We start from the raw sequence: 24,064 nt of genomic DNA, 5'->3' as shown, positions 1-24,064 counted from the left end.
GATTGGGTATTTCCTGCAGGTAGAACGGAGTGAAACCCGACAAAATCGGACGAGCCCACCTGTCAGTTTAGATGTGACAAACTACTAGCTCGGAAACTTGTTGCTGGAAACGCGATTCCAGAAATAGCACTTCCTGATGCTATTCACGTAGCGGTTGCGGCAATCCATGCTATTCCTTATTTGGTAACATGGAACTTTGCCCACCTTGCAAATCCGCGTACAAGGCCGAAAATTGAACAGATTTGTCGCGATGCGGGTTATGCCCCCCCGTATTCAATCGCCAAAGGCAATTTTGGAGGAACTCTCATGAGTGACGAAATTTTGAAAGAGTGTCGGCGGGCGAAAGAACGGCTTGCGGCTCTGTTCGGGAACGTAGATGCTCTTATGGATTTTATGGTGAAACGTCGGGAGCAACGAATAAAACAAGGGATGAAATACGCAGATTTCTCACCTTATCGCAAAAAGAAGCAGGAAAAACCTGAGTCTTAGACCCGTCTATGCTGTGATAATGGCTGCTGGGATTGTGTAAATGCGTCAAATCAAACGACAGAATCGGAGCGGAGGAGTGCCTATGACCGACTGGAGACACTTTATCGCAATCGGTTGTCTGCTGATATTTAGTATAGGTATTTATCAAAGTATTGATGCCCAAGAGAACCTCGCACAAGAGGCATACGCCATCTTTGAGCAAAATTGTCTCAACTTGCCACGGTGAACACGGTGCCTTTATTGAAGAAATTATCATTGATCATACGGCACTCATTGAAACTGAAGCAGTTGTTCCGGGGAAACCTATTGCGTCCGAACTCTATACGCGACTCCTCACAAACGATCCCGCGAAACGGATGCCGCTGGGTCAACCCCGACTCCCCGCCGCCGCGATTCTAACGATTGGCAACTGGATTCAAGCAGGCGCACCGGATTGGCAGACACCAGAACGCGATACCGGTTTCATCACACCCAAAGAAATGCTTGAGACGATTGAAAAGCACGTCAACGTACTGTCACCCTTCGATCGCGCCTTCGCACGCTATTTCACGATGACGCATCTCTATAATGCCGGTGAGAGTGCGGAAGCACGCCACGCCTATCAACGGGCACTCTCGAAACTCGTGAACAGTCTCTCTTGGGGACGCGAGATCATTAAACCGCAGCCTATTGACCCAGCGGAAACAATTTTCTATATCGATCTCCGAGACTACGAATGGGAGATTGGAACCAATCGGTGGACACTCATCGAAACGGAATATCCGTATCAGGTTGAATTCAACACGCCAACACAGACAGCACTGCGTGAAAAGTTGGGGAAGTTGCGTCAGGAAATGGATTGCGAAGTTCCGTTTATCCATGTGGATTGGTTCATCGCAACAGCGGCCTTACCACCCCTCTACCACGACATCTTGAATCTTCCGCAAACAGATCGAGAGTTAGAAACACGGCTTGAGGTGAATGTAGTCGAAAATATTCGGAACGCAGCAGGTAGGCGCGTCTGGCGTGCGGGTTTCAATAATTCCGGTGTCTCTAATAACAACCGCGTTGTTGAGCGACACACCTCTCGGTATGGAGCGTATTGGAAGAGTTACGACTTTGCCGGGAACATCGGGACGCAGGATGTCCTCACACATCCGCTCTCGTTCATCCACGATGGTAGCGAGATTATCTTCAACCTTCCGAACGGGTTACAGGCATACCTTTTGGTGGATGCGGGAGGAAACAGACTGAATGCGGCACCGATAAAAATTGTTCGAAACCTTGCTGCGAGCGATCCGACCGTCCGTAACGGACTCTCCTGTATTGGGTGCCATACCGAGGGGATGAAAGATTTTGAAGATCAGGTGCGGGGTGTCGTTGAACAGAACCCAAATCCGCCCTATGATAAAGATCGGGCATTGAGGTTGTATGTAGAGAAAGTGAAGATGGATGCCTTTATAGATGAAGATACCAATCGTTACCGTCAGGCACTTGAAGCAGCAGGGGATGTATTCGGCGGTATTGAACCCGTCCAGCGATTCCACGAGGCATTTCAAAGACCGCTTGATGTGGCACACTCTGCTTGCTGCCTCGGTAGGGTTAGAGACAATAGATTTCCTCGAAAAGGTTCGCGAAAATGCCAGTCTAAAAAATTTAGGCTTGGCAGTGCTGACAGGTGGCAGTGGGGGTGTGAAACGGGATGTGTGGACATCAAATTTCGGTGAAATAGTTGTCGCGCTGAGTTCCTCTGACAGCAGTGGTGTTAAGCCAGTTGTCTCTCGGGAGGAACGCATTCCTAGCGAATCCGTTCACTTGCCTGACGTAAATCTTCGCACTGCAATTGCAGAGGCTCTTGGCAAATCTCCCAATGCCCCGATTACGGCAGAAGAGATGGCGACATTGGAGAGGTTGAGGGCGGAGAACAAGAACATTAGCGATTTGACAGGGCTTGCGTTTGCAAAGAATTTAACAGTATTAGTTATCGGTTACAATCCTTTATCCGATCTCTCAGCACTTGCCTCATTGACAAAATTGCGTGAAATACAATTGCGGGACACTGAAGTAGCCGACCTTTCACCTCTATCAGGATTGCGCGATCTTGAAGTAATAAATGCTTCGGAAACTCGTATAACAAGTCTCGCCGCCTTAGCAGGACTGAAAAATCTGCAAAAGTTAGACACCGTACATCCTGATATTACCGATCTCTCCCCCTTGGCAGGATTGACGAACCTAACGAGACTCCGCTTATATGATGTCAAAGCAACCGATCTCTCCCCCTTAAAAGGACTAAAAAAACTTAAATGGCTGGGTCTTACGCACACCGATCACATATCCGATCTCTCACCCTTGTCGGGATTAACGGACTTGGAGCATCTTGCGCTGTCTGATACGGAGATTTCAGATATTTCTGCGTTATCAGGATTGGTTAATTTGCAAACGTTGATACTCAATGAAAACCGAATCGTAGATGTCTCGCCCCTTGCATCTCTGCGTAACTTAAAAAATTTACAACTTCACGAGAATAACATCTCCGATCTCTCACCCCTGGATCGCATACGCCAGAATGTAGAAGTATTCACTTGGTTTGGCAACCCGGGTTTTCCGCAAGGCGGTCCAAATATTGAGGGGCCTTGGCTATGGCTGACCTTGCCCATAAAAGTAGACAAAGATGGGCATCTGACAGATTATTTAGCAAAAATATCCAACAATAAGTCTACAGAACAACAAGTTGCTGCATTCGGTGCCTCGGAAAGCACTCTCATAGGGAACAGCACATGGTCAGGTGGGATGCTTGAGCCTTATGATCCTAATAACTTCACACGTAATAATACGAACCTTAGAAGATTATTAGACTCTCAAGGCACTATTGAACCCAATATTTACGGGCAGTTGTTTGTTGTCTACAGTTCGATGACGTTGTATTCCCCGAAAAGACAGCAGACGAAAATATTTATAGGTGCCAGCAATGGGCAGAAAGTCTATCTTAATGGCGAATTAGTGCATGAAGACTATACAGACTATGCCTTTGGCGCACACAATGTTGGTTACCGCACATTTTTTCCGATTACGCTACAAAAAGGTAAAAATGTATTGTTGGTAAGAATTGACGAATTGAGGGCACATTATGATCTATGGTCTCTCTTTTTCGGATTTGAACCTGGCACCGAATATCAGGTATACAATCCCCGTGTCGGATATACTTTCTCTAATCCCAAAATCCATGCTGGCGATACATTTACCCTCAACCTCAGTGCAAGAAATGTCATCGATTTAGCGGGGTGGCAATTTGATATTGCGTTTGATCCTGCTGTCCTTAAAGCCGTTGAGGTAACCGAAGGCGACTTCCTAAAGACGAAAGGCGGATCCACCTTCTTCCAGAAAGGCACAATTGATAACGCTACAGGCAAAATTGCCAAACTCAGTTCAGCACTGCTCAGTGGAGGCGGGGTCACCGGCACTGGCATGCTGCTCTCAATACAGTTCTCAGCAAAAGCAGGCAGTGAGACGCAACTGAAGTTACAGAATGTTCAGTTCGGTGCCAGCACAGGCAATTTAATTTCCGCGGGTCCCCATGAAGTTACCTTCGTTGTAGAGGGACAACTCGCCACTGGTGATGTAAATCGCGACGGACAGGTGAGTATCTTGGATATGATCCTGATTGCCCAACAGTTAGGAAAAAAGGTGCCGTCCCACTCCACAGTTGACGTAAACGGTGATGGCACCATCAGCATCCTGGACCTCATCTTGGTAGCACAACATCTTGGTGAGTCAACTCCCGGTGCTGCCCCTTCAATTTTTGCTATGGACGGCATAGAGGGATTGGATCCTGCGATGATACAAGCATGGATAGAGCGTGCACAAATTGAAGATGATGGCTCTGTAGCCTTCCGAGAGGGGATTGCTAACCTTCAAAGCCTCTTAGCGTTGCTGATTCCAGAAGAGACAGCGTTGCTTCCCAACTATCCGAATCCATTCAATCCAGAGACATGGATACCGTATCAGCTCTCCGAACCTGCGGAGGTTACCCTACGTATCTATTCTGTGAATGGGGTATTGGTGAGGACATTGGCGTTGGGGCATACACCTGCTGGGATCTATCAGAGCCGTAGCCGTGCCGCGTATTGGGATGGCAGAAATAGTTTGGGTGAGTCTGTCGCAAGTGGAGTCTATTTCTATACACTTACCGCAGGCGATTTCACGGCAACGCGAAAACTGCTGATTCAGAAATAGTATCAAATGACCTCATGATCGCTGGGATGCTGATGTCTATTAGCTTCCCAGCGATCGCTGATGAGTGGGATGATGTGCTTGAAGGCACATTTGTCTGAAGTATAGCAAATACGGATAGGGGTGTCAACGCTATTTTTCAAGTCAACTGCTCCTGTTTTGCTAAGTTCGCATCAAGGGTTTGGAGTTGATGTTCTGGAATGAGGTCGAGATATTGCGTGATAACGCGTTTTGAAAGTCGTGTAATCTGTGAGATGTTGTCAATATCGGCAGTGGTTCCGCACGAACGACTTTCACGGACTCATCATCTCGGATGTATCTGTCAACCGCCTCCTTGGAGTGCTTGGTTTTCGCAGCAATAGTCGGGGTGAGATACCCTTGAAGATAGAGCGTTATGATCTCTTTCTTGTGGGTAATCGCCCCCGATAAGTCATGGATATTGCCCCGAGTGGGTAAGATTTCTCCACTCGCTCTTTGCCACTCATTGACGTAATCGCTGACGACAGCGTCACAGACGTTCAGCTCATCGTCGAAGGCGAGCTGGTTAATAAGACGGCTAAATCCTCATAGTTCAGCAAGGCGTCTTGGTCATAAGCTTCTTTCGTCAATCGGAGGATGCGGTGGCGCCTGAGACCTGCCAGACCGTAGTTCGCTAAGACTTCGAAGTCGGTTTCGACATCATTGAGCATCAACCGACAGGAAACTTTTCTCGCTAAGACGATGTGTGTGCCTGCGGGTTCTTCGGCACCGACGGCCTCATAACAGATCTGCCCTGAAGTCAGTTTCACGTCCGCATGTTCTGCGAAGTAGCTCGAAATCTGTTTATAGTAGGCTTCTGCCATGAGAGGCATAAGATTAAAGTCTGCTGCGATCTTCTGAATAATCGCTGATCTGGCGTTCTTGGATTCGATGCGTTTGATACCGTAGGCGGTATCCTTCTTACGATTCATATCGACCTCCATGAGGAGAATGTCGGTGATGCTAATACATCTACCTGTTAGATTAACTCATACTCTTAGTGTAACTCATGGGGTCATTTGATACAAACTATAAATAGGAATAATGAAAAAGTAGACGTAGGTTGGGTAGAGCGGTAAAAAACCGAGAATCTGTTAATTATACAGAGAAGTCCGGGTTTCAATGACCGTTTTTGAAGATAAACATAGCGAAACCCAACAATCCAAACCCCGCATGTTGAAAATCCGTGCACCCGCTATTGGCTCCATTTAACGACATAGTTAGATGGTACCTCTCGAACGAACATCGACGATGCCCGATCCCGATCCCCGAAACGATACACGACCGAACTCAGGTAAAGCTGCTCTTGCGCTCGTGTCATACCCACATAGAAAAGGCGACGCTCCTCTTCAAGTTCTGCTTCCGTAATGTTCTGCCGCCACATCGGAAAACTCCCCTCCTCCATACCGATAATGATAACGACCGGAAATTCTGTCCCTTTCGCCGCATGCAAGGTCATTAACGTCAGCTGCTCAGTTTTGTCGTCGAGTTCGTCGATATTGGTGAGGAGTTTCTGATAATCCAGGAAGTTGATAAGTCCATGCTCATCGCTAATCAACTCGAAGTGGAGGACCGCGTTCATGAACTGAATTCGGCGTTGTCGCCAGTCAGCGTCTTCTGGGAACTCGCGGACGGTGGCATCCTGTAACGTTTCTATATGGTCTCTCGCTTGTGCCGCTTCTGTGGGATCAAGCGGTAGGTTCTCCAGCGATACGATGGTGTGTGTCTGCACGAAGCGTTTCGCGACATTTAAGAACGTATCGGTCTCCGTTAAAGCCTCCTCTGGAGGAGCGACCCCTTCAGTTTTCGCAAGGATGCCGAGCCCAACAAAGGGTAGCAATTCACGGAGCGATTTCGCCTCACGTTTGTGAGCATCGATTCTGATGAGTTCTTTAAATATCTCTCGATTGACTCTGGTGTCCTCTAAGGCACTATGTAAACGTCCGTGTTCAATCTCAAATTTTTCGGCAAGCGCACCCATGCTACAGCGTTGTCGTGGGAAAAGCCTACGCGCTGTGGCGAGTGTATCGTAATGCGGTGCCGATAAATCCGTTTTCAAATACCTTCTCAGGTCTCGTGCCAGAATGGGATTGTCATATTCCGCTACATTGTGTCCAATCAGAATTCTATTCTGGATGAACCCGAGGAATTCAGGCAACACCATTTCAATGCCCGGTGAACTCTTGACGGTCTCTGTATCAATTCTGTGGATGCGCGTCGCTGACTGCGGAATGTGTCCCCCCGGCGGTCTGACTAAGCGATAATACCGCTCGACTTCATCTCCGATTGCGCTGAGACGGTGCGCCGCGATCTCAACGATTTCTGCCGTTTTCGGATTGAGCCCAGTCGTTTCCAAATCATAAACGACCATATCCGCCATGTTTGGGGTTTCAAAACGATTCACAAGACGTTGGCAGAGTTTAAGTGCCGTGATGCTATGAATCCCTTCTCCATCCAAATGAAGCACGTCCGTATGTGCTATATCCGCTGTGCCGATGAGGAGTGTCCTCGCATCCCGCGCACTTTCTCCGATTTCCTCGAAATTGCCGATCAGCAGATGGACCCCGTTTTCGTTCGATTTCGGTCTGTTTCCTTCAGGTGGTAACAATCGGAGTTGTGGCGTGTGATTGAGGTAGGTTTCAAGCGTCTGGTAGATGATGTGTGCCGCACAGTACTCGTCAATCCCGTGGCTGGCGGTAATCTGTACCGGTTCACCAAGATTCAGCGCGCTGTAGAGGACATCTTGTGCAGTTACCAGATTCGGCATCTCAGGGTGTTTTTCGATGATTTCCAGTTCTTCAGCACGATACGGACTCCGAGTTTGTTCCAAGGTATCGAAGAGTTTCGGGATAATTTTGTCGACCCGCTCGTCTTCAATTTCGGTTGATAACCTCTCAAGTTGTGTCCAGAATTGACGAACGTTTCGGCGTGTTAAGGGACCGACATCCTGTGGATACCGTTCGATATTTTTCAAGAGTTCCACAAAAGCAATATCTTCGCGTTGTGCGAGCCATTTCAGGCGCACCCATGTTAAGTCGTCGATGCAAGTTTCAGGAAAATTAATTGCTGCTTCCAAATCTTGCGGGAGCTGCCACTGAATGAAGCGGAGATATGCCAGAATACCCTTACTATTCCCTTCCGCGAAGGAGTTTGTCGGTTGAATTCGCTGGAATTGGATATGTTCTCGTAGCAACTGCTCTTCCAGAACGTCCGCGAGTCTGTGTGTCCGGTAGAAAATGGCAATATCGCGATAGGAATAGTTGCGTTTCGTTACTAAATTCTGGATGACGTTAATAATGCCGTGCGCTTCCGCTATAGGTGTGTCAAAGGTATAGTGAAAGATGTCGCGTCCCGCGTCTTTGTGGGTTCTGAGGGTGTGCTGTCTCTGTCGTTCCGTGTTTCTGGAGATGACTTCCTCCGCCGCCCGCAAAATCTTCTCGCTACACCGATAGTGGTCATCCAAAGCAAGTTCTGTCGGATTGTAAGCAGTTCTGAAGTCGTCAATATACGCTGGATTCGAGCCCCGCCAACTATAGATCGCCTGATCTTCGTCAGCGACTATCATAAGGTTGTGTTCGGGCGGTGCACTGAGCAGTTGGAGTAGATGATACTGCACACTGTTCACATCGTGGAATTCGTCAACGAGGATATGAGCGATTGCTTTGTGATAGTCTTGTTGAACATCTTCCACCTGTTCAAACAACTCGACAGTTTTCACAAGGAGATCGTCGAAATCGAGAGCATCGTATGCCGCGAGTCTGTCCTGATAGTTTCGCAGGACGTTTCGGATATTTTCGGTGGTCTCCGGATCATGAGTGTTCGAGGCATCCACTGCGTCAACCGGATTCTCTGATTTACTTTTCGCATCACTGATGATGTTGCGCAGCAACCATGGCGGATAATCATCGGTGTTGAGGTTCAACGCACGGACGCTTTCTGTGAGAATCTCATCTTGGAGTTCCTGATCGAAGATAGTGAAGTTTTCGCTTAATCCGATCCGCAGGGCATGTTTTCGGAGCACTTTAACGCAAAATGCGTGGAAGGTACTGACTTTAATATTGGAACCGTGCGGTTCGCCAATTTCGGTGTTGACGCGTTCCTGCATCTCTTGTGCGGCTTTGTTAGTAAAGGTGATCGCAAGGATGTTCTCCGCCTTAATGCCGTGTTCGCGAATCAGATAAGCAATGCGGTGTGTAATGACTCTTGTTTTCCCTGTCCCGGGACCGGCAATAACGAGGAGCGGACCATCTTTGTGTGTTACGGCTTCTCTCTGTTTTTCATTGAGTTCATGAAGAATGTTCATCGGGGTTCCCTCCGTCCATTCTGTCCGAAATTTGTGTATTTTTCAGAGTCGATGTGATATAATATTTATGTCAAAATATAGCGGTTCTCCGCTATGAATTCGTATGATTATTATACCTTATTCAGCGCGAAAAATCAAGGTGTTTTGGACACAGAGAAAGCTATTTAATTTTTCATTTTTTGCGTTTGATGCCGGAAATCCCGAGCACATTTTGCTTTTTTATTATAAAGACTTCAAACAGGAGTCTCTTCATTTAGCGTCAAAAAATCTATGCAGAAACTTCCTCATCCTGAGCAAACTATCATAGACATTGATAAACTGGCAAGTTATTGCCTAAACCCAGAACATCGAGATGGTCGACACAAAGCGAGAGTTTTTAAATCCGCTTTAGATTTAGGAATAGAGGACGTTGAAGTCTTGAAAACTGCTCTATTAAATGCAGCGCATGTGAATATGGCTATTCCTACAAAACGTAATGTTTACGGCCAGAAATATGCTATTGACTTTGAAATGAGTCATTCAGGACAAACAGCAGTGGTCAGAAGCGCATGGATCGTTCGGGATGATGAAAATTTTCCGCGATTGGTGACTTGCTATGTTCTTGAGTAAAGGAGAACGTAATGAAATTACTCGATACTGTTGCGTTAATAGAAAATATGCCTTCACTCAATTTATACCGAGGACAAGTCGGTACAATCGTTGAGGAGTACGAGTCCGGCGTGTTTGAAGTTGAATTTAGCGATTTGCAAGGTAGAACGTACGCCTTAGAGACATTAAAGGCATCGCAGCTCATGCTACTCCGGCATCAGCTTCTTAACGAGAGAAGATCTGCTTAACGCCTGTGTTTAAATAGCAGAATATGTCTGTCAAGAAATATATCCTTTCTCTGTTCATTTTCCATCCATCCTGTATATGTAACGGCACGTAGCGCGTGCCGTTAATATTTTAAGTGTAACGGTCAAAGGTGTGCTAATATTTGGGCAGGACTTACGCACTGAGCACGCCTATCAGGAACGGTTTCCTGACGAATTGTGCGGGTCCTAACTTTGAAATATAATGACACACACTGTGGGTCTTCTGCTTTGAAAGGAATAGAATGAATTATTTGAATGTATTGAAGAACGCAACCTTTTTAGGGATCGTAATCTTATTAATTTTTACCTGTGGCTGTGAGAAGATTCAGGATATGCGGCCACCCGATCAACCGGAGATGATAGATTCTGCGTCGATTCGGGTGAGTGTGGTGTATCCGGGAAATTGTCTCGGTGATTCTTCTTACTGTGATGTGCTTTTTAACGGTGCCCAGAAAGCAAAAATGGGACTCGGTGTTGACATAACCGAAATGGAAAGCAACGCCGAGACGTGGGGCACGCGTCTTCAAGAAGCCGCTCAGACATCAGACTTAGTCATTACATCGGGTTACCAGATGGCAGATCCGATCTCACGCGTGGCACCGGAGTTTCCAGAGGTTATATTCGTCATTTTTGATGCCGCAGTAGATCTTCCAAATGTAGTCTCTTTCACGCACAGAGTGAACGAAGGCACGTTTCTCCTTGGAGCGATCGCTGGGTTAAAAACGGAAACTGGGAAGGTTGGCTACCTCGGTGGAGCGGATGTTCCATTAATACACGAATTTGAAGCCGGCTACGTCGCTGGGGTCAAAGCCGTGAATCCAGACGCAGAAATTATCAAGGGGTATGTCGCTGATAACGAGCAAGGGTTCTACCAACCTGAGGTCGGAGAAATAATCGCTACAACCCAATATGGGCTTGGTGTTGATGTAATCTACACGATGGCAGATCAGTCAGGGTTTGGTGCTGTTGAAGCCGCGAAACTCGCAGAGGGCAGGTATGTAATATGGAACTACATTGATATTACTGATGTCGCGCCTGGTGTCGTCCTATCAGGGCTGCGCGTCGGAATCGATGACTCCGTATATAATGTTATCAAGGAATTCGCCGCTGGTGATTTAATGGCGGGTGTTCGCTCTCTCGGTCTCGCTGAGGACAATGTCGGTTATCTGCTGGGTGAAGGCAATGAGGATCTGCTTTCTGAGGGACTCCTCGAAAAAGTCGACGCACTGAAAGCAGGCATCATCGCTGGTGAGATTACTGTGCCGGTGGTGCCGTGATTTATAGTAAAGTCGAAAAATATGTAGACAGTTCCTTAGCGAAACAACCGTCCCCGCCGCTGGCGAAGATTGTATCCTCGCCTCTTTGGATTTTTAATTCTTAAAAGGTTAGCAACAGGCGGATTAAACGCCGCCCAAACCGCGTAACTGTGATCGATGGCGAGGTTCCACACCTCGCCATTGCCATTCTATGTCACGGCTTGGTATCGGTATTGACGGGTGGTTCGTCGTTGTTCAAAAACCGATCGATCGTGTTGATCGTTGCTGGACTCGTGCGGAAGTCGGCAACCCACGGTTCACGGAAGTATGCCTGCTTTTCGCGCGGTAAGGCGGAGAGTACTTCGGGCGGAGTCTTCAACCGATGCCAGTGGGTTGCGAGATGCGCGTAGGCATTTAGAACTGCCACACGTGGTGCTTCCCGTTGCCAAACAGGACCCGCATGACACAGATTTTCTGTAAAGAAGATCGCACTGCCTGCCGGGCATTCATACGACATCAGGAACGGACTCCGTTTTCCCTCTTCTAACGACATGTGATCGGAATGCATCGGGAAGTTAGACTTATGACTCCCCGCGATGAAATGCGTGGCACCGTCCTTTTTGGTGACATCTGTGAGTTCAAAGACGACGCGCACCATTCCTGCATGGATCCGTCCGTTATTGAACCGATACCCGAAGATCGGGTCGCCTTGTTGCGGTCCGCCACCGTGAAGCCCCCCGTGTTCCTGCCCTTTTTCACGCCAGACAGAGGAGCAGTTTTCTAACCGAACATCAGGTCCGATGATTTCATGCAAGACATCAAGCACCTTCGGATGGTCGATGAGGACATTCGCCGGACCACCTGGCACGGCGCGGTGCTCTGGCGGTAAAGACTCTGGCTCGTGATGTATCCGTTCAATCTGTTCAACAATCGCTTCCACTTCGTCGCGTTCAAGGATCGCGGGACGGACGAGGAATCCGCTCAAATCGAATCGAAATTTTTCTTCGTCAGTCATAGGTTTTGCCTCTCCTTTAGTTTTACGGTGTTAGTGTTTTTATTTTTCTGTATGGAATGCCTGAACAGCGTCAACCAATTTATCCGCACCGAACCGCACGACATCCGTTGCAGGTAATCCTGTCTCTGCCTCCGCTTGACGAACCGCATCACGTGCTTCAGTATCAGACAGATCGAAGCAATTCAACGCCAATCCGATCACTTTGGCAGGCTTTATCGGTGCCGCCATCGCTTCATATTGCGCTATCATTTCAGGGACGGATGGCAACGGCACTGTATACCGGGCAACCTTATCTCGCGAGGGCTGATGGCAGAATATCATCGCATCTGGTAGACTCCCGTGGAGTAGGCTTAACGTCACGCCGGAATACCCGGGATGAACAAGTGACCCCTGTCCTTCAACGATAAGGAGTGAGTGGTCTTTCGCGCCTTCAAGCACGATCTGCTCCGCGGCACCAGCGGTAAAATCAGAGACAACGGCATCGATCGCAATACCCCAACCCCATACCATAATCCCATTTTGACCGGTTGGACAGAATTCGGCATCCAAACCGCGCGCACGTGCCGAACGCGTAACCTCTATGCCAGATAGCATTTTACCGACTCGGCAATCTGAGCCCACAGTTAGGATGACTGTGGCATCGACAGCATCGGCTTTGCACGTCGCAACGGGTAGATCTGCAGGCGGTTTTCGGGCATCCCATAACAGGACATCGTGTGCCGCTGCGAGTTCCGAGAGTTCCCCATCCTCACACAGGAATTGATGCAAACCACTCATTATATGGAGTCGATTGTGTATCGCTTCATGGAGGACCGCGCGCCAAGCGTGCGGCAACTCGCCCCCCGGGGGCGCAATGCCGATAGCCAGCAGTGTCGGTGCAAATTGCATCGCCTCGGCGAGATCCCGGACAACAGGGATACCTTCCCCAATCTCGATAATCTCGCTGGTATCTCGTCCCGCGTTCTCACTGTCGATAACTGCAACGACGTTCTCAGGGAGATAACGGACTAAGACCGTAGCGGTTTTCGATTCGAGGATGCCGAACGAACCCTCAGCAAGAATCACGATTCTGTGTGATTTCGGTTGTAATTGTTTTAGCATTTTCTGTCCGTCGTTTCAGGCAGGATAGGATGCACTTGTAGATTAGCACAAATCGAAATCAATTGCAAGGTGATAGGCGGATAAATTGCTCCTGTAGGAGGGAACTCCAATTCCCGACTCTTGCTGACCGCTGATTGCCGACCACTGACTGTTGACCGCTATTCTTCTGACCGCTGACTGCTAATTGCTAATTGCTATTCTTCTGACCGCTGACGGCTATTCCTGTAGGAGCGAGTTCCACTCGCGATTCTTACGGATAATTCCTAAAGGAACTGCCGGAGATACCTACCACCGAGTGCGAAACCGTCTAATCCAGGAGCACCACGATCTTCGTTCTCAACGCAGAGAACATAGTCGTAGCCGGATTCCTGCAGCGCACCCGTAATCGTTCCCCAATTCAATTGCCCGCGTCCCGGTACACGATATTGCCACCACCAGTTTCCGATGATACCTTGTCGGAACTTCATCTGAGGACTGACTTCACAGTCTTTCACATCGGCGTAATACCACTTGCCATTGAACATACGGATTGCGTCCTCAGCCGGTAGGATACCCATCCAGAGCCAATGCGACGGATCACAAGACAACCCCAGCGAATCTGACGGAATAGCGTCGAGAATCCGTTCCCACATCTCTGGATTGCAGGCGATGTTGCCCATACGGACGGCACAATCAAGCGCAAGCTGCACGCCTTTCTCTTCGGCGAAGCGGACGACAGGCGTCCACATCTCTTTAAATCGCCCAACAAGTTCAACAGATCTGTCGCCTGGATTGCCCGGTTCTGAAGAGAACTGACCATAGAAATGCCAACTCACAGGACTGCCAGCGTAGGTCACTACCACGGGAGCACCGAGGATGTGTGTCGCCTCGATTGCTTGCATCAGGGCGTCGCGCGCGTGCTCCCGTGTTTCTCGATCATCGTCAAGAAGGTTACAATGGGCTGTTAAAGCAGCGAGATAAATGCCGTTGGCATCCAAAATTTCCTTGACCGTTTCGCCACCGTATTGTATAATGACATTCGGTTCAACAACACCAGTGGCGTTCGGACGGATTGCGTCAAATCCGTTGGTTTTTGCCCACGCTGCACATTCGGCAAGGCTCCAACCGCCGTTCCCCGCGCTCGTACTGAAACTTAAATCCATGATTTTTCCTTTTTGGTGAAGGGATTTTCTGCGTAGGCAAATTCTACACCTTTTCTCGCTGGCGGGGTTTGTAACCCCGCTGCCCACTATACATTCAAAACATTGAGGACTTACTGCGTATGCAAATTCTATGTGAAGGAAATATTACTGAAAAACTGTTTACACTCTATAATCAACTGCTCGCGCAACACGGAAACCGTAAATGGTGGCCCGCAGATACACCGTTTGAAGTGGCACTCGGTGCTATTCTAACACAAGCAACTTCATGGCGCAACGTCGAAAAAGCGATGGATAATCTCAAAGAGGCTGGTGCTTTTACGCCTGAGGAGATAGCATCCATCAGTCAACCCGCATTAGAACGGCTCATCCGGCCCTCGCGCTATTTTCGTATGAAGGCGCAAAAGGTGCGAGCATTTGTCGACCATATCGCAGAACGTCCCATGCACGTGATGTTTACACAAGATGTCCCTGAATTGCGTGAAGAATTGCTCTCCATCTACGGTGTCGGTCCTGAAACAGCGGATACGGTTATCCTCTACGCTGCTGGAAAACCGAGTTTTGTGGTTGATTCCTATACCTATAGGCTCTTCTCGCGGTTGGGATGGGTTACAGGAAATTACAACTATGACAAACTCCGGGCACTGTTTATGGATAACCTTCCGCATGATGTTGACTTATTCAACGAATACCATGCGCTGATTGTTGGACACGGTGCAAGAGTCTGCCACAAGAAGACACCGAACTGCCAAGAGTGTCGTTTGCAGGCATCATGTGCCTATTATGAATCGTCTGGATAAGAATATGAGGCGTGCACCCACTATAACGCCGGGCGGATAGTTAAAGTATATTCAATTGTAGGGGCAGTCCTTGTGGCTACCCTCTTAAAATTCTCGGTGGGTTGCTAAAGTTTTTCAAAAAAATCCGTTTCTGTCAGAATCGGGATCTCTAATTCTACGGCTTTGGTGTATTTGCTGCCAGCACCTTCCCCGGCGATGAGGTAATCCGTCTTGCTCGTTACGCTTGATGTAACTCTGCCACCCCGATTCTTAATTTCGTTCGAGGCTTCCCCACGCGTCATCCCCTCAAGACTCCCCGTGACAACGAACGTTTTTCCGCTAAAGAAACTATCTACCGCGATGCTCGCTTCGCTGAGGTTAGATGCTGCCGCTACTGTGAAACAGTGCAAACCTGCCCCTCGTAGTTTGTCAAGCAACGGCTGATTGTGTCCGAAGAAGTTGAAGACGCTTTCTGCTATCTGCGGACCGATGCCATTCACTGATTCAATCTCTTCCTGTGTTGCTGCACCGAGTGCATCTAAGGATAGAAACCGTTCGATCAGCAGTTCCGCGACAGTCTCGCCGACATGAAAAATACCGAGTCCGAAAAGCAACTTTTCTGCCGGTGCTGTCTTACTTTTTTCAATTTGGTGGACAAGGTTGCGGGCGGACGGGACACCCATCCGATCCAGTGTGCTTAATTTCTCCACCTCCAGAGCGTAAAGATCGGCGACATCGCGAACCAGTTCTTTATCCACCAGTTGGTCGATTGTCGCGGGACCAAGACCCTCGATTTGGAGTGCGTTCCGCGAGGCGTAATGCGCAATTCGGCGCTTCAGTTGTGCAACACACCCCACATTCACGCATCGGATCGCAACTTCCTTCTCTGTCTGCTGGACCGGAGTACCGCATGCCGGGCAACGCTCCGGGAATTTAAAGATAATTTCATCGCCAGTGCGGTCGGCTGTTAGCACCTCAACAACTTTAGGAATAACATCTCCGGCGCGCTCGAGCACAATCCGATCGCCGATACGGATGTCTTTGGTTTGGATTTCTTGCGCGTTGTGTAAGGTAGCGTTTGTAATTGTCGCGCCAGCGAGGGTTACGGGTTTCAAAATCGCAACCGGGGTTAGGGCACCCGTGCGTCCAACCTGTACATCTATTTTTTCTACGGTTGTGATGGCTTGCTGCGCGTTGAACTTGTAAGCAACTGCCCAACGCGGGTATTTGGAGGTCGTCCCAAGTTCGTGCTGTTGGGAGAAATTGTTAACCTTTACGACGATCCCATCGGTCTCGTACAGGAGTTCATGGCGTTCTTCTACCCAACGTTCGTAGGAGTTTTGGACTTCTTCAATTGATTTATGGGAGGCGGTGTGTGGATTGCATTTGAGTCCCCACACTTTCATGTTTTTGAGGGATTCTGTATGGGTTGTGAATTCGGTTCCCTCGGCGTAGTTGAGGGTATACACGAAAATATCTAATGGGCGAGATGCCGTAATGGAAGCGTCTAAAAGTCGCAGTGAACCAGCGGCGGCGTTCCGGGGGTTCGCAAACGGCAATTCGCCTTCTGCTTCCCGTTGGATGTTAATGGCGTCGAGACAATCTTTCGGAAGGAAAACTTCACCGCGGACTTCTAACACCGGTGGCACGGCTATTTCTGTTTCAACGAGCCGCAGTGGAACAGAACGGATGGTTCGTAAGTTGTCGGTTACCTCTTCGCCGTACTCACCGTCGCCGCGTGTGAGTCCCTGCGTGAATACACCGTTTTCGTAGATGAGCGAAACCCCTAATCCATCGATTTTGAGTTCTGTGACGTATTCGACAGGCGCGCCTTCTAACAATCGTTGGACGCGTTCAGCGAATTCACGCAGCTCGTTCGCGTCATAACAGTTATTCAGGCTCAGCATGGGGGTACGGTGTTGTAGACGGGCACCTAATACAGCACCGCCACCAACCCGTCGCGTCGGCGAATCTGGCGGGATAGGGGCATCAGTCGCTGCTTCGAGGTCCTCAAGCTTCTTCATGAGCGCGTCGAAATCCGCATCAGGAATTTCTGGCAGGTTTTCGATATAGTATTTGCGCTCGTGATGACGTATTAACGCTCTCAGCTCGTCGATCTCTGTTCGCATAACACCTTTCGGAAGTAACGCGATCACTATCATCGTGATGGCGTATTTCCGCATCCAGTTTTAGAAAGAATCTCTGAAAATTTTTAACAACCTGGACCGGTCGCAAATACATCTATTTGCGTCACTGTGTATGTGCTGATAAATCGCCTGCGATCGTTAATCGTCTCTGACGTGTAAAGGTACGCGGACGCGTAAACCCTTCACCTGTCGGTCCCGCGATGGTCATCGCGAGGTAGCCTTCGCCTTCTAATCCGCAGGACGCGTAAGAGGGTGCGTTAATGACTGTAACACTACAGTCTATTGCCTTTGTGAACTGAGTGATCCGTTTGGTGTTATTTGTGTGGAGGACTCCTGTGTGCCCACGTCTACCTTCTGCTCTGACTGCACCTGCTAATGCCTCGTCGAAATCGCGACAACGGACGACGGGCAGAATCGGCATCAGGTATTCGTTCATAACGAACCCATGATCCGCTGAAACTTCGACAACGATCGCGACTGTCTCCGCAGGGGCTGTGATACCCGCGGCGTTTAAAATGGTCAGCGCATCTTTACCGATGTATTCCTTGTTGGATTCCTCTTTTTCCGTGACAACCGCCTCTAATGCCTGAAGTTGGCTTGCACCAAGTAGGTGTCCACCGTTCCGCGTTAACTCCCGAACCGTGTCGTTTGCTACGGAATCGATAACGAAAAGTGCTTTTTCGCCGATACAGAGCAGATTGTTGTCAAAACTCGTGCCCGCAATGACGTGTTTCGCTGCCTGCTGAATATCCGCGGTTTCGTCGATAATCGCAGGCGGATTGCCAGGTCCAGCAGCGATCGTCTTTTTACCGCTTGAGAGCGCAGTCCGGACAACGGACGCACCACCCGTCGCAACGAGCATAGCGATCTCAGGATGCTCCATGATCTCTTTCGCTGTTCGCAGACTGGCGTTCGCAACCGAAGTCAATAGGTTGGCGGGACCCCCTGCCTTGACGATCGCTTCGTTGATAACGTGCAGCGTTTCTTCGGTACAGTCGCGTGCGTTTGGGTGCGGGCTAAACACAACAGCGTTCCCTGCTGACAGCATTATAATCGCGTGGTTAATCACCGTTGATGTTGGATTTGTGGTGGGGGTAATAGAGTTGATAACGCCAAAAGGGACATATTCAATGAGAAGCGTTCCCGCATCACCCGATACCGCCTCGGAGATCAGATCCTCCACTCCCGGTGAGAGTGTCACGGCTCCCTCATTCTTCATCACCTTATGTGCTGCATTCCCCATATTTGTGTCTTGTACTGCCAAGTCTGCGAGACGTTTCGCGTTGGCGAGTGATACCGATTTGATCACTTCAATGATCTCGCGTCTTTTTGCAAACCCAAGTTTTACCAGTGCCGCTTGTGCTGTTTTTGCAGCTGCGATAGCCTCTGCCGCTGTCCCAAAAACGCCTGCTCGCGAGGAAGAACTCACTCCCACAGGTGTAGTAACAGGTTGTCGCGCGACTGGTCCGTCTTGTTGGAGTGTCCTTAATACTTGGGAGACAATCTCTTCAATCTGTTTTTCGTCAATTTGTGCCATTCAGCCCTCCAATACCTCGTTGCGCAAAACGCGCCACGGGAACACGCACTCAGACCCCTAACGGATCCAGGTGAGAGATATAGACCCTATAGCAGGGCAACGTGTTCTCTGCTAAGGCGGTGTAGGGTTGAGGTCCGAAAGCCATCCCTTACCCTACAAGGTCTCCGATTTATTTGCTGCTACTCTTGGCAGGGGAATCCCCGCCGAGAATGCCTTCCACATCTGAATGTGGGCGAGGGATGACGTGCACCGACACTAATTCGCCGACTGCTTTCGCCGCTTCTGCCCCAGCATCTGTCGCGGCTTGCACCGCACCGACGTCTCCGCGGACCAAAACAGTGACGAAACCGCCACCTACTTGTTCTTTTCCAATGGTGTCAGCAGCTTCGACCGCACCGACGAGTCCGCGTGTTTCAACCATTCCTAATGCTTCATTGCTCATGTAGTTAAGCTCCTTATCTGTTAGGACTTACCCATTTTACTGGTGCGGTTTGTAACCGCACCGGAGCCGTAGTGGTAAGCATCTGTGCTGTCCGAAGATAGGTGTCCCGGCTCAATTAGTATAAGTCCTGCCTATAAAAAATAGAATGCGAGGCATCCTGCGGCGCACACCGATGTCTGTTTGTAGGTTTACGCTAATCTCGGTACACGCAGCGTCCCCTTAATCAAATATACTCCTTAATAATGATACTACAAAATTCGCATTTCTGCAAGTGAAATTTTTGATGGAATCGGAATAGACGTGTCGGTTTAATCCCGTGTGCTTTTCAATTTTATCTTGACTTTTATTTGACTTTTAATCGGAAATCTGCTAAAATATATTTAAAGTATTGACGAGACTCGATCAGAACTTTTCTATACGGAATCTGAAGCACTCATTGTCCTGTTCCGTGAAGGGTGTTTGCGTGGATTCGGACGAATTAAAATTCGGAAAAACTTGTAAAACGAAAATTTCTACTAAATAGTCAACGAAGGAGAACTCATTTTGAACAAGATTTTGGGGGCGAAGCAGGTAGCCGCGGTCCGAAAAATCCTGTCTGGTGTGCCAGAAGCCTCAACGTATGCGCCAGTAACGGATTCCTTAAACAGAGCGGCAGAGTTGGGGGAAGATAAGATAGCAGCCGTGCTTACCAGTTTCAGCTCAATGCCACAATCGACAACCGTTTTCGCGAATCCGGCGTTGCACAAAGTTGCAGTCGATTGTGCTGGCACCCCGATAACATTGAACATTCGCAGCTTTGCTATTCGTGGTATTGTGTCTGAAAGTGAGATCGTCGCACGGCAGATCAGTCCCACAGGGGTCATCTTCGCTGGGCTCTTCGGTAGAAAACCTGAAACGGATGCAACTGGGCTTGACGAAGAGGCACTACTGTCAGAATTAATAGATAAGAAATTTTATAACTTTATCACGACTCGCAGAGAAAGCCTGACCGGTAAACAACGACTCATCAATCAGGTCGCAGAATTTGTTAAAGCCTTCCCAGAGGCAGGTCCCGAAGCTGCCATTCAACATTTCTCAACACTCCGTAAACTCAGTCATCCGAATCAGAAGGGCATTAACAGCACACGGCACCCCGGCGCGCTCCTGCTTGAACTGATCGGGACACACATGGAGAATGTCGCAGTCGGGACGGTTTCTGTCTATATGCGCCATCAGCTCCGCGAGAACAACGCACTACATCCGCAAGTCCTCGCAATGCGCGCATCCGACCTCATCACCGATCACCAGAAGCGTGAAAAAACTGCTTTCCAAACCTGCTACAGTCTCCTTTTAGGGCGAGAAGCCAGCACCGTCGAAGCCAATATCTTAGAACGGATGGGTATCATACAGGCACACCACGGTTCCGCAGGTTCCAACGTCGTCGCACGGTATCTTGCCACTTTGCACACCGGCGCAGTCTCCGACTTTTTTGTCGCATCGCAGATGACGTTAGATGGCGACCGGCACTTCGGTGCAATTCACGACATGACAGCGTTCATTAATCAAATTGAACCACTTGATACTGAAACCCGCGAAGACGCAATCCGTCAACGCATGCTGTCCGCTCTACCGACCTTTGGACATCCCGAAATCGCTGCCGCGGGCCGCTCCGATGAAATCCAGCAAGATCCCAGACCTGCCATCTATTTCAATCCTTTCTTAGAAGCCGTTGACAATGGAGACATTCAACTCAATGATCGACAGAAAAAACGGTTGGGTATTACGCAGCGCATTTATCAACTCGCTTTCATCGAAGGCTTTGTCCGTCCCGGACGTGAGGACGAACCGCCCCTCCGTTTAACGCCGAATACAGATTTCGGTGGATGGGCAGTCCAAGAAGGATTGGACATCTATGAGAGTGACCGAACGCTGCTAACCTACATCTTCCGTGGTTTTGGTTGGATGATGGATGCCCGCGAACAACTCCAACTCAGGATTATCCGGCCCGTTATTCCACCGCACCCAGATGTCATTCCCGGACCGACTGACGATATGACCATCGCAAACGAAGTCGTCGCATTACACAACCGGATGGCAAGCGCGATTGCCTTTTAGGAGTATCCGTGTTAAGATCTCAGTCCGTAAGCGTAACGGAGGGCAGATATGAAGGACACCCTTGGTCGTTGAAATGCACGTCCTTCCTCCGCAAGGTAAAATTAAAAATCGGTTTTGTTGGTTAAAGGGCAAAATTAAGAGACCGTAGTTAAGAACTTAGCCCGTAAGCGTAGCGGAGGGCGGATATGAGGGACGCACCTGATCGTTGAAATGCACGTCCTTCCTCCGCAAGGTAAAATTAAAAATTAGAGAGGAACTCCCGTGATTGAATTTGAGCAGTTGACAGTCCCAACGGAAGGTGAAAGAATCGGGATCGACAATGGACAGCTCGTCGTCCCGAATAAGCCGATTATCCCTGTCATTGAAGGCGATGGCATCGGACGAGACATCATGAAGGTTACGCGCCGTGTTGTTGATGCCGCTGTTCAAACAGCTTACAACGGTGAAAACGAGATCGTTTGGTTTGATGTCTACGCTGGCGAAAACGCCATGGCGAAATACAACGAATGGCTCCCACAGGATACCTTCGACGCAATTGAGTACTTCCGTGTTGCCCTGAAGGGACCCCTCACAACACCTGTCGGTGGTGGATTCCGCAGTCTAAATGTGACGCTCCGTCAGGTCCTGGAACTCTATGCATGTGTCCGTCCCGTCCGCTACTTCCAAGGCGTCCCTGCCCCTGTAACACATCCCGAAAAAATGAATGTCGTTATCTTCCGTGAAAACACCGAGGATGTTTATGCCGGTATTGAGTGGGAACAAGGCACACCAGAGGTGAAAAAGGTTATCGAACTGCTCCGCACCGAAATGGGTGTAGACATTCGCGAAGATTCCGGTATCGGTGTGAAACCGATCAGCATTTTCGGCACGAAACGCTTAGCACGGATGGCAATCCAGTACGCAATTGACCACGGTAGGCGTAGTGTCACCTTTGTTCACAAAGGCAACATCATGAAGTTTACCGAAGGGGCGTTCTGTGCGTGGGGATATGAACTCGCCAAAGAGGAATTCTCTGAGCAGACGATTACAGAGGATGAACTCTATGACGATTACGGTGGTGAGTGTCCAGAAGGTAAAATTATCGTCAATGACCGGATTGCTGACAGTATGTTACAGCAGATTTTGACGCGAACCGATGAATACGATGTGATTGTCACTCCGAATTTGAACGGGGACTATCTCTCGGATGCCGCGGCAGCACAAGTCGGGGGTATCGGTATGGCACCCGGTGGCAACCTCAGCGATGAAGTCGCGCTTTTTGAGGCGACGCACGGCACAGCACCAAAATATACCGATCAGGATGTCGTCAATCCGGGGTCACTGATCCTTTCCGCTGTGATGATGCTGGAGCATCTTGGCTGGCAAGAAGCCGCTGACCTAATTATTTCGGGACTTGAGAAAACCATCCTCCAGAAAAAAGTGACCTACGATCTGGAGCGTCTCATGGAAGGCGCGACGAAAGTCCGTACCTCCGAGTTCGGCGCATCGATTGTCGAGAACTTCTAACAGCAGAGCTTTCAACCGCACATAGTAAAGGAACGTCACATGTCCTTAAAAACGAAGCTTATTCTCACGGCGAGTGTGTTGGCTGCGATCGGCATCGGAATAGGTCTTGAATTACATCGTCTTCACAGACGCATTCTGGAAGAGTTAGTCACAATTCGTCAGCAAGGCGAGAGATAGAGGCAATTTTCATTCTCATTGCCTTAATCCGTGATTTTAGCTCTACTCGATAGTATATGTGTAGAAGTGGTATAGTCTACATTTAGAGTAAAGTCGAAAAATATGTAGACAGTTGTGCAGCGAACAACCCTTCGTGCCTCTTTAGCGTGTCTCATTACTATAAATAACGTAGGAGGAGAGCGTGATCTACGAGATAAGAACCTATAATTTGAAACTCGGTCAACTTAACGAATACTGGGAACGCTTCGGCGAAAAATTACCCGGCCGCCAGAAACTATCGAAACTCGGTGGACACTGGTATACCGAAGTGGGACCCTTGAACCAGATGGTCGCCGTTTGGCCCTACGAGAGCCTTGAACAGCGGGCAGAGATTCGTCGTGCTGCAGAAGCCGGACCGAACCCGGTATGGCCCCCCGATACGAGCGATCTCATCATATCAATGGTATCCGAGATTTTTCTGCCAGCTCCCTTTATGGAACCCTTGGGTGAAAGAGACCTCGGACCCATATATGAGATGCGTTTGTACTCCTATCCTGCAGAGGGCATGCCGCAGGTTTTAGAAGCCTGGGGTGCTGCTATTCCTGAGCGTGTGAAATACTCATCGTTGGCAGGCTGTTGGTACTCAGAATACGGTGGGATCAACAATTTCATCCATCTATGGGCATATAGGAGTTTTGAAGAACGCCAACGCATCCGAGCGGAGACACGAGAAAAAGGCGTCTGGCCCCCCAAAGGCTCCGTCAGACCCATCACACAGGAGAGCAAACTTCTCCTGCCAGCCCCATTCTCACCGATGCAGTAGCCTAATAACCGTTGTGTAGGACTTAACAAAACCTCAAGAACCTATAAAACGCTACAGTGTTCTTTCAATGTGTGCCTGACTTCCTGCTTCAACGTCCACTGCCTCTCACCGAGGTCTGACACGGACTCCACAGGCGTTTATCGTCTCGGTGCAACTCACCGCGACGGTGCTTTATGAGACAGGACACAAGTTGATT

Annotated in this window: 19 protein-coding genes and 1 pseudogene; 10 read left to right on the top strand and 10 right to left on the bottom strand. The window is 49.1% G+C overall.

The genetic code is table 11. The features are described 5' to 3' along the window. Window positions 1–306 precede the first annotated feature (306 nt). Together J4G07_13065 and J4G07_13060 are read left to right on the top strand one after the other, a co-directional pair. Window positions 307–489 (top strand): hypothetical protein, encoded by a 183-nt coding sequence (locus J4G07_13065; GenBank protein ID MCE2414924.1) that lies wholly within the window; start codon window positions 307–309, stop codon window positions 487–489. 82 nt (window positions 490–571) lie between these two features. Beyond that, a pseudogene (locus J4G07_13060) lies at window positions 572–4,701 on the top strand (T9SS type A sorting domain-containing protein). A gap of 2 nt (window positions 4,702–4,703) precedes the next feature. Here the strand turns inward: J4G07_13060 and J4G07_13055 are convergent. The 4 genes from J4G07_13055 to J4G07_13040 all read right to left on the bottom strand — a co-directional run bounded on the left by J4G07_13055 (window position 4,704) and on the right by J4G07_13040 (window position 9,019). After that, window positions 4,704–4,841 carry a hypothetical protein gene (locus tag J4G07_13055; GenBank protein ID MCE2414923.1) on the bottom strand — a complete coding sequence of 46 codons (138 nt, stop codon included), beginning with the start codon at window positions 4,839–4,841 and terminating at the stop codon, window positions 4,704–4,706. 19 nt (window positions 4,842–4,860) lie between these two features. Next, window positions 4,861–5,247, bottom strand: coding sequence for a DUF1670 domain-containing protein (locus J4G07_13050; protein MCE2414922.1), 387 nt, complete (start codon window positions 5,245–5,247; stop codon window positions 4,861–4,863). After that, window positions 5,217–5,648, bottom strand: coding sequence for a DUF1670 domain-containing protein (locus J4G07_13045; protein ID MCE2414921.1), 432 nt, complete (start codon window positions 5,646–5,648; stop codon window positions 5,217–5,219). The genes J4G07_13050 and J4G07_13045 overlap by 31 nt, the downstream gene beginning before the upstream one ends. 263 nt (window positions 5,649–5,911) lie before the next feature. Then, complete coding sequence (locus tag J4G07_13040; GenBank protein MCE2414920.1) at window positions 5,912–9,019, bottom strand: UvrD-helicase domain-containing protein; 3,108 nt, start codon at window positions 9,017–9,019, stop codon at window positions 5,912–5,914. A gap of 270 nt (window positions 9,020–9,289) precedes the next feature. Between J4G07_13040 and J4G07_13035 the strand changes: the two genes are divergently transcribed. From J4G07_13035 to J4G07_13025, 3 genes are all read left to right on the top strand, one after another. Beyond that, window positions 9,290–9,628: a hypothetical protein gene (locus tag J4G07_13035; GenBank protein MCE2414919.1), complete on the top strand. Its 339-nt coding sequence runs from the start codon at window positions 9,290–9,292 to the stop codon at window positions 9,626–9,628. An 11-nt stretch (window positions 9,629–9,639) separates the two neighbouring features. Beyond that, entirely contained in the window at window positions 9,640–9,855 is a 216-nt protein-coding gene (locus tag J4G07_13030) for a DUF4926 domain-containing protein (GenBank protein MCE2414918.1), read from the top strand. 260 nt (window positions 9,856–10,115) lie between these two features. Next, the gene (locus J4G07_13025; GenBank protein ID MCE2414917.1) at window positions 10,116–11,150 is read left to right on the top strand and encodes a BMP family ABC transporter substrate-binding protein; all 1,035 of its coding nucleotides are present in this window, start codon (window positions 10,116–10,118) and stop codon (window positions 11,148–11,150) included. Between the two features lie 193 nt (window positions 11,151–11,343). Here the strand turns inward: J4G07_13025 and J4G07_13020 are convergent, their stop codons facing one another. From J4G07_13020 to J4G07_13010, 3 genes are all read right to left on the bottom strand, one after another. Then, complete coding sequence (locus J4G07_13020) at window positions 11,344–12,144, bottom strand: phytanoyl-CoA dioxygenase family protein (protein MCE2414916.1); 801 nt, start codon at window positions 12,142–12,144, stop codon at window positions 11,344–11,346. Between the two features lie 39 nt (window positions 12,145–12,183). Continuing rightward, window positions 12,184–13,245: a DUF1611 domain-containing protein gene (locus tag J4G07_13015; protein ID MCE2414915.1), complete on the bottom strand. Its 1,062-nt coding sequence runs from the start codon at window positions 13,243–13,245 to the stop codon at window positions 12,184–12,186. 263 nt (window positions 13,246–13,508) lie between these two features. Further along, complete coding sequence (locus tag J4G07_13010) at window positions 13,509–14,387, bottom strand: sugar phosphate isomerase/epimerase (protein MCE2414914.1); 879 nt, start codon at window positions 14,385–14,387, stop codon at window positions 13,509–13,511. A 119-nt stretch (window positions 14,388–14,506) separates the two neighbouring features. Between J4G07_13010 and J4G07_13005 the strand changes: the two genes are divergently transcribed. Beyond that, a complete protein-coding gene (locus J4G07_13005) occupies window positions 14,507–15,184 on the top strand; it encodes an endonuclease III domain-containing protein (protein MCE2414913.1) in 678 nt (225 codons plus the stop codon). 104 nt (window positions 15,185–15,288) lie between these two features. Here the strand turns inward: J4G07_13005 and ligA are convergent, their stop codons facing one another. The 3 genes from ligA to J4G07_12990 form a co-directional block, all read right to left on the bottom strand. Beyond that, complete coding sequence (gene ligA, locus J4G07_13000; GenBank protein ID MCE2414912.1) at window positions 15,289–17,292, bottom strand: NAD-dependent DNA ligase LigA; 2,004 nt, start codon at window positions 17,290–17,292, stop codon at window positions 15,289–15,291. 121 nt (window positions 17,293–17,413) lie between these two features. Beyond that, window positions 17,414–18,847, bottom strand: a complete 1,434-nt coding sequence (locus J4G07_12995) for an aldehyde dehydrogenase (GenBank protein ID MCE2414911.1) — start codon at window positions 18,845–18,847, stop codon at window positions 17,414–17,416. 169 nt (window positions 18,848–19,016) lie between these two features. Next, the gene (locus tag J4G07_12990; GenBank protein MCE2414910.1) at window positions 19,017–19,289 is read right to left on the bottom strand and encodes a BMC domain-containing protein; all 273 of its coding nucleotides are present in this window, start codon (window positions 19,287–19,289) and stop codon (window positions 19,017–19,019) included. 543 nt (window positions 19,290–19,832) lie between these two features. Between J4G07_12990 and J4G07_12985 the strand changes: the two genes are divergently transcribed. The 4 genes from J4G07_12985 to J4G07_12970 all read left to right on the top strand — a co-directional run bounded on the left by J4G07_12985 (window position 19,833) and on the right by J4G07_12970 (window position 23,868). Then, complete coding sequence (locus J4G07_12985) at window positions 19,833–21,383, top strand: hypothetical protein (GenBank protein MCE2414909.1); 1,551 nt, start codon at window positions 19,833–19,835, stop codon at window positions 21,381–21,383. Between the two features lie 261 nt (window positions 21,384–21,644). Continuing rightward, complete coding sequence (gene icd, locus J4G07_12980; GenBank protein ID MCE2414908.1) at window positions 21,645–22,889, top strand: isocitrate dehydrogenase (NADP(+)); 1,245 nt, start codon at window positions 21,645–21,647, stop codon at window positions 22,887–22,889. A gap of 39 nt (window positions 22,890–22,928) precedes the next feature. Beyond that, a complete protein-coding gene (locus tag J4G07_12975) occupies window positions 22,929–23,066 on the top strand; it encodes a hypothetical protein (GenBank protein ID MCE2414907.1) in 138 nt (45 codons plus the stop codon). A gap of 181 nt (window positions 23,067–23,247) precedes the next feature. Further along, window positions 23,248–23,868 carry an NIPSNAP family protein gene (locus J4G07_12970; GenBank protein ID MCE2414906.1) on the top strand — a complete coding sequence of 207 codons (621 nt, stop codon included), beginning with the start codon at window positions 23,248–23,250 and terminating at the stop codon, window positions 23,866–23,868. The last annotated feature ends 196 nt before the right edge of the window (window positions 23,869–24,064 follow it).

Source organism: Candidatus Poribacteria bacterium (genome assembly GCA_021295715.1).
In the GTDB taxonomy this organism is placed as follows: domain Bacteria; phylum Poribacteria; class WGA-4E; order WGA-4E; family WGA-3G; genus WGA-3G.
This window is presented reverse-complemented; position numbering and strand designations above follow the sequence as displayed.

Coding starts and splice junctions, on each gene's coding strand:
- J4G07_12990 (MCE2414910.1), bottom strand. CDS start 19,289: ATGAGCAATGAAGCATTAGGAATGGTTGAAACACGCGGACTCGTCGGT.
- J4G07_13020 (MCE2414916.1), bottom strand. CDS start 12,144: ATGACTGACGAAGAAAAATTTCGATTCGATTTGAGCGGATTCCTCGTC.
- J4G07_13040 (MCE2414920.1), bottom strand. CDS start 9,019: ATGAACATTCTTCATGAACTCAATGAAAAACAGAGAGAAGCCGTAACA.
- ligA (MCE2414912.1), bottom strand. CDS start 17,292: ATGCGAACAGAGATCGACGAGCTGAGAGCGTTAATACGTCATCACGAG.
- J4G07_13065 (MCE2414924.1), top strand. CDS start 307: ATGAGTGACGAAATTTTGAAAGAGTGTCGGCGGGCGAAAGAACGGCTT.
- J4G07_13035 (MCE2414919.1), top strand. CDS start 9,290: ATGCAGAAACTTCCTCATCCTGAGCAAACTATCATAGACATTGATAAA.
- J4G07_12995 (MCE2414911.1), bottom strand. CDS start 18,847: ATGGCACAAATTGACGAAAAACAGATTGAAGAGATTGTCTCCCAAGTA.
- J4G07_13025 (MCE2414917.1), top strand. CDS start 10,116: ATGAATTATTTGAATGTATTGAAGAACGCAACCTTTTTAGGGATCGTA.
- J4G07_13030 (MCE2414918.1), top strand. CDS start 9,640: ATGAAATTACTCGATACTGTTGCGTTAATAGAAAATATGCCTTCACTC.
- J4G07_13010 (MCE2414914.1), bottom strand. CDS start 14,387: ATGGATTTAAGTTTCAGTACGAGCGCGGGGAACGGCGGTTGGAGCCTT.
- J4G07_12975 (MCE2414907.1), top strand. CDS start 22,929: ATGTCCTTAAAAACGAAGCTTATTCTCACGGCGAGTGTGTTGGCTGCG.
- J4G07_13005 (MCE2414913.1), top strand. CDS start 14,507: ATGCAAATTCTATGTGAAGGAAATATTACTGAAAAACTGTTTACACTC.
- J4G07_13015 (MCE2414915.1), bottom strand. CDS start 13,245: ATGCTAAAACAATTACAACCGAAATCACACAGAATCGTGATTCTTGCT.
- J4G07_13045 (MCE2414921.1), bottom strand. CDS start 5,648: ATGAATCGTAAGAAGGATACCGCCTACGGTATCAAACGCATCGAATCC.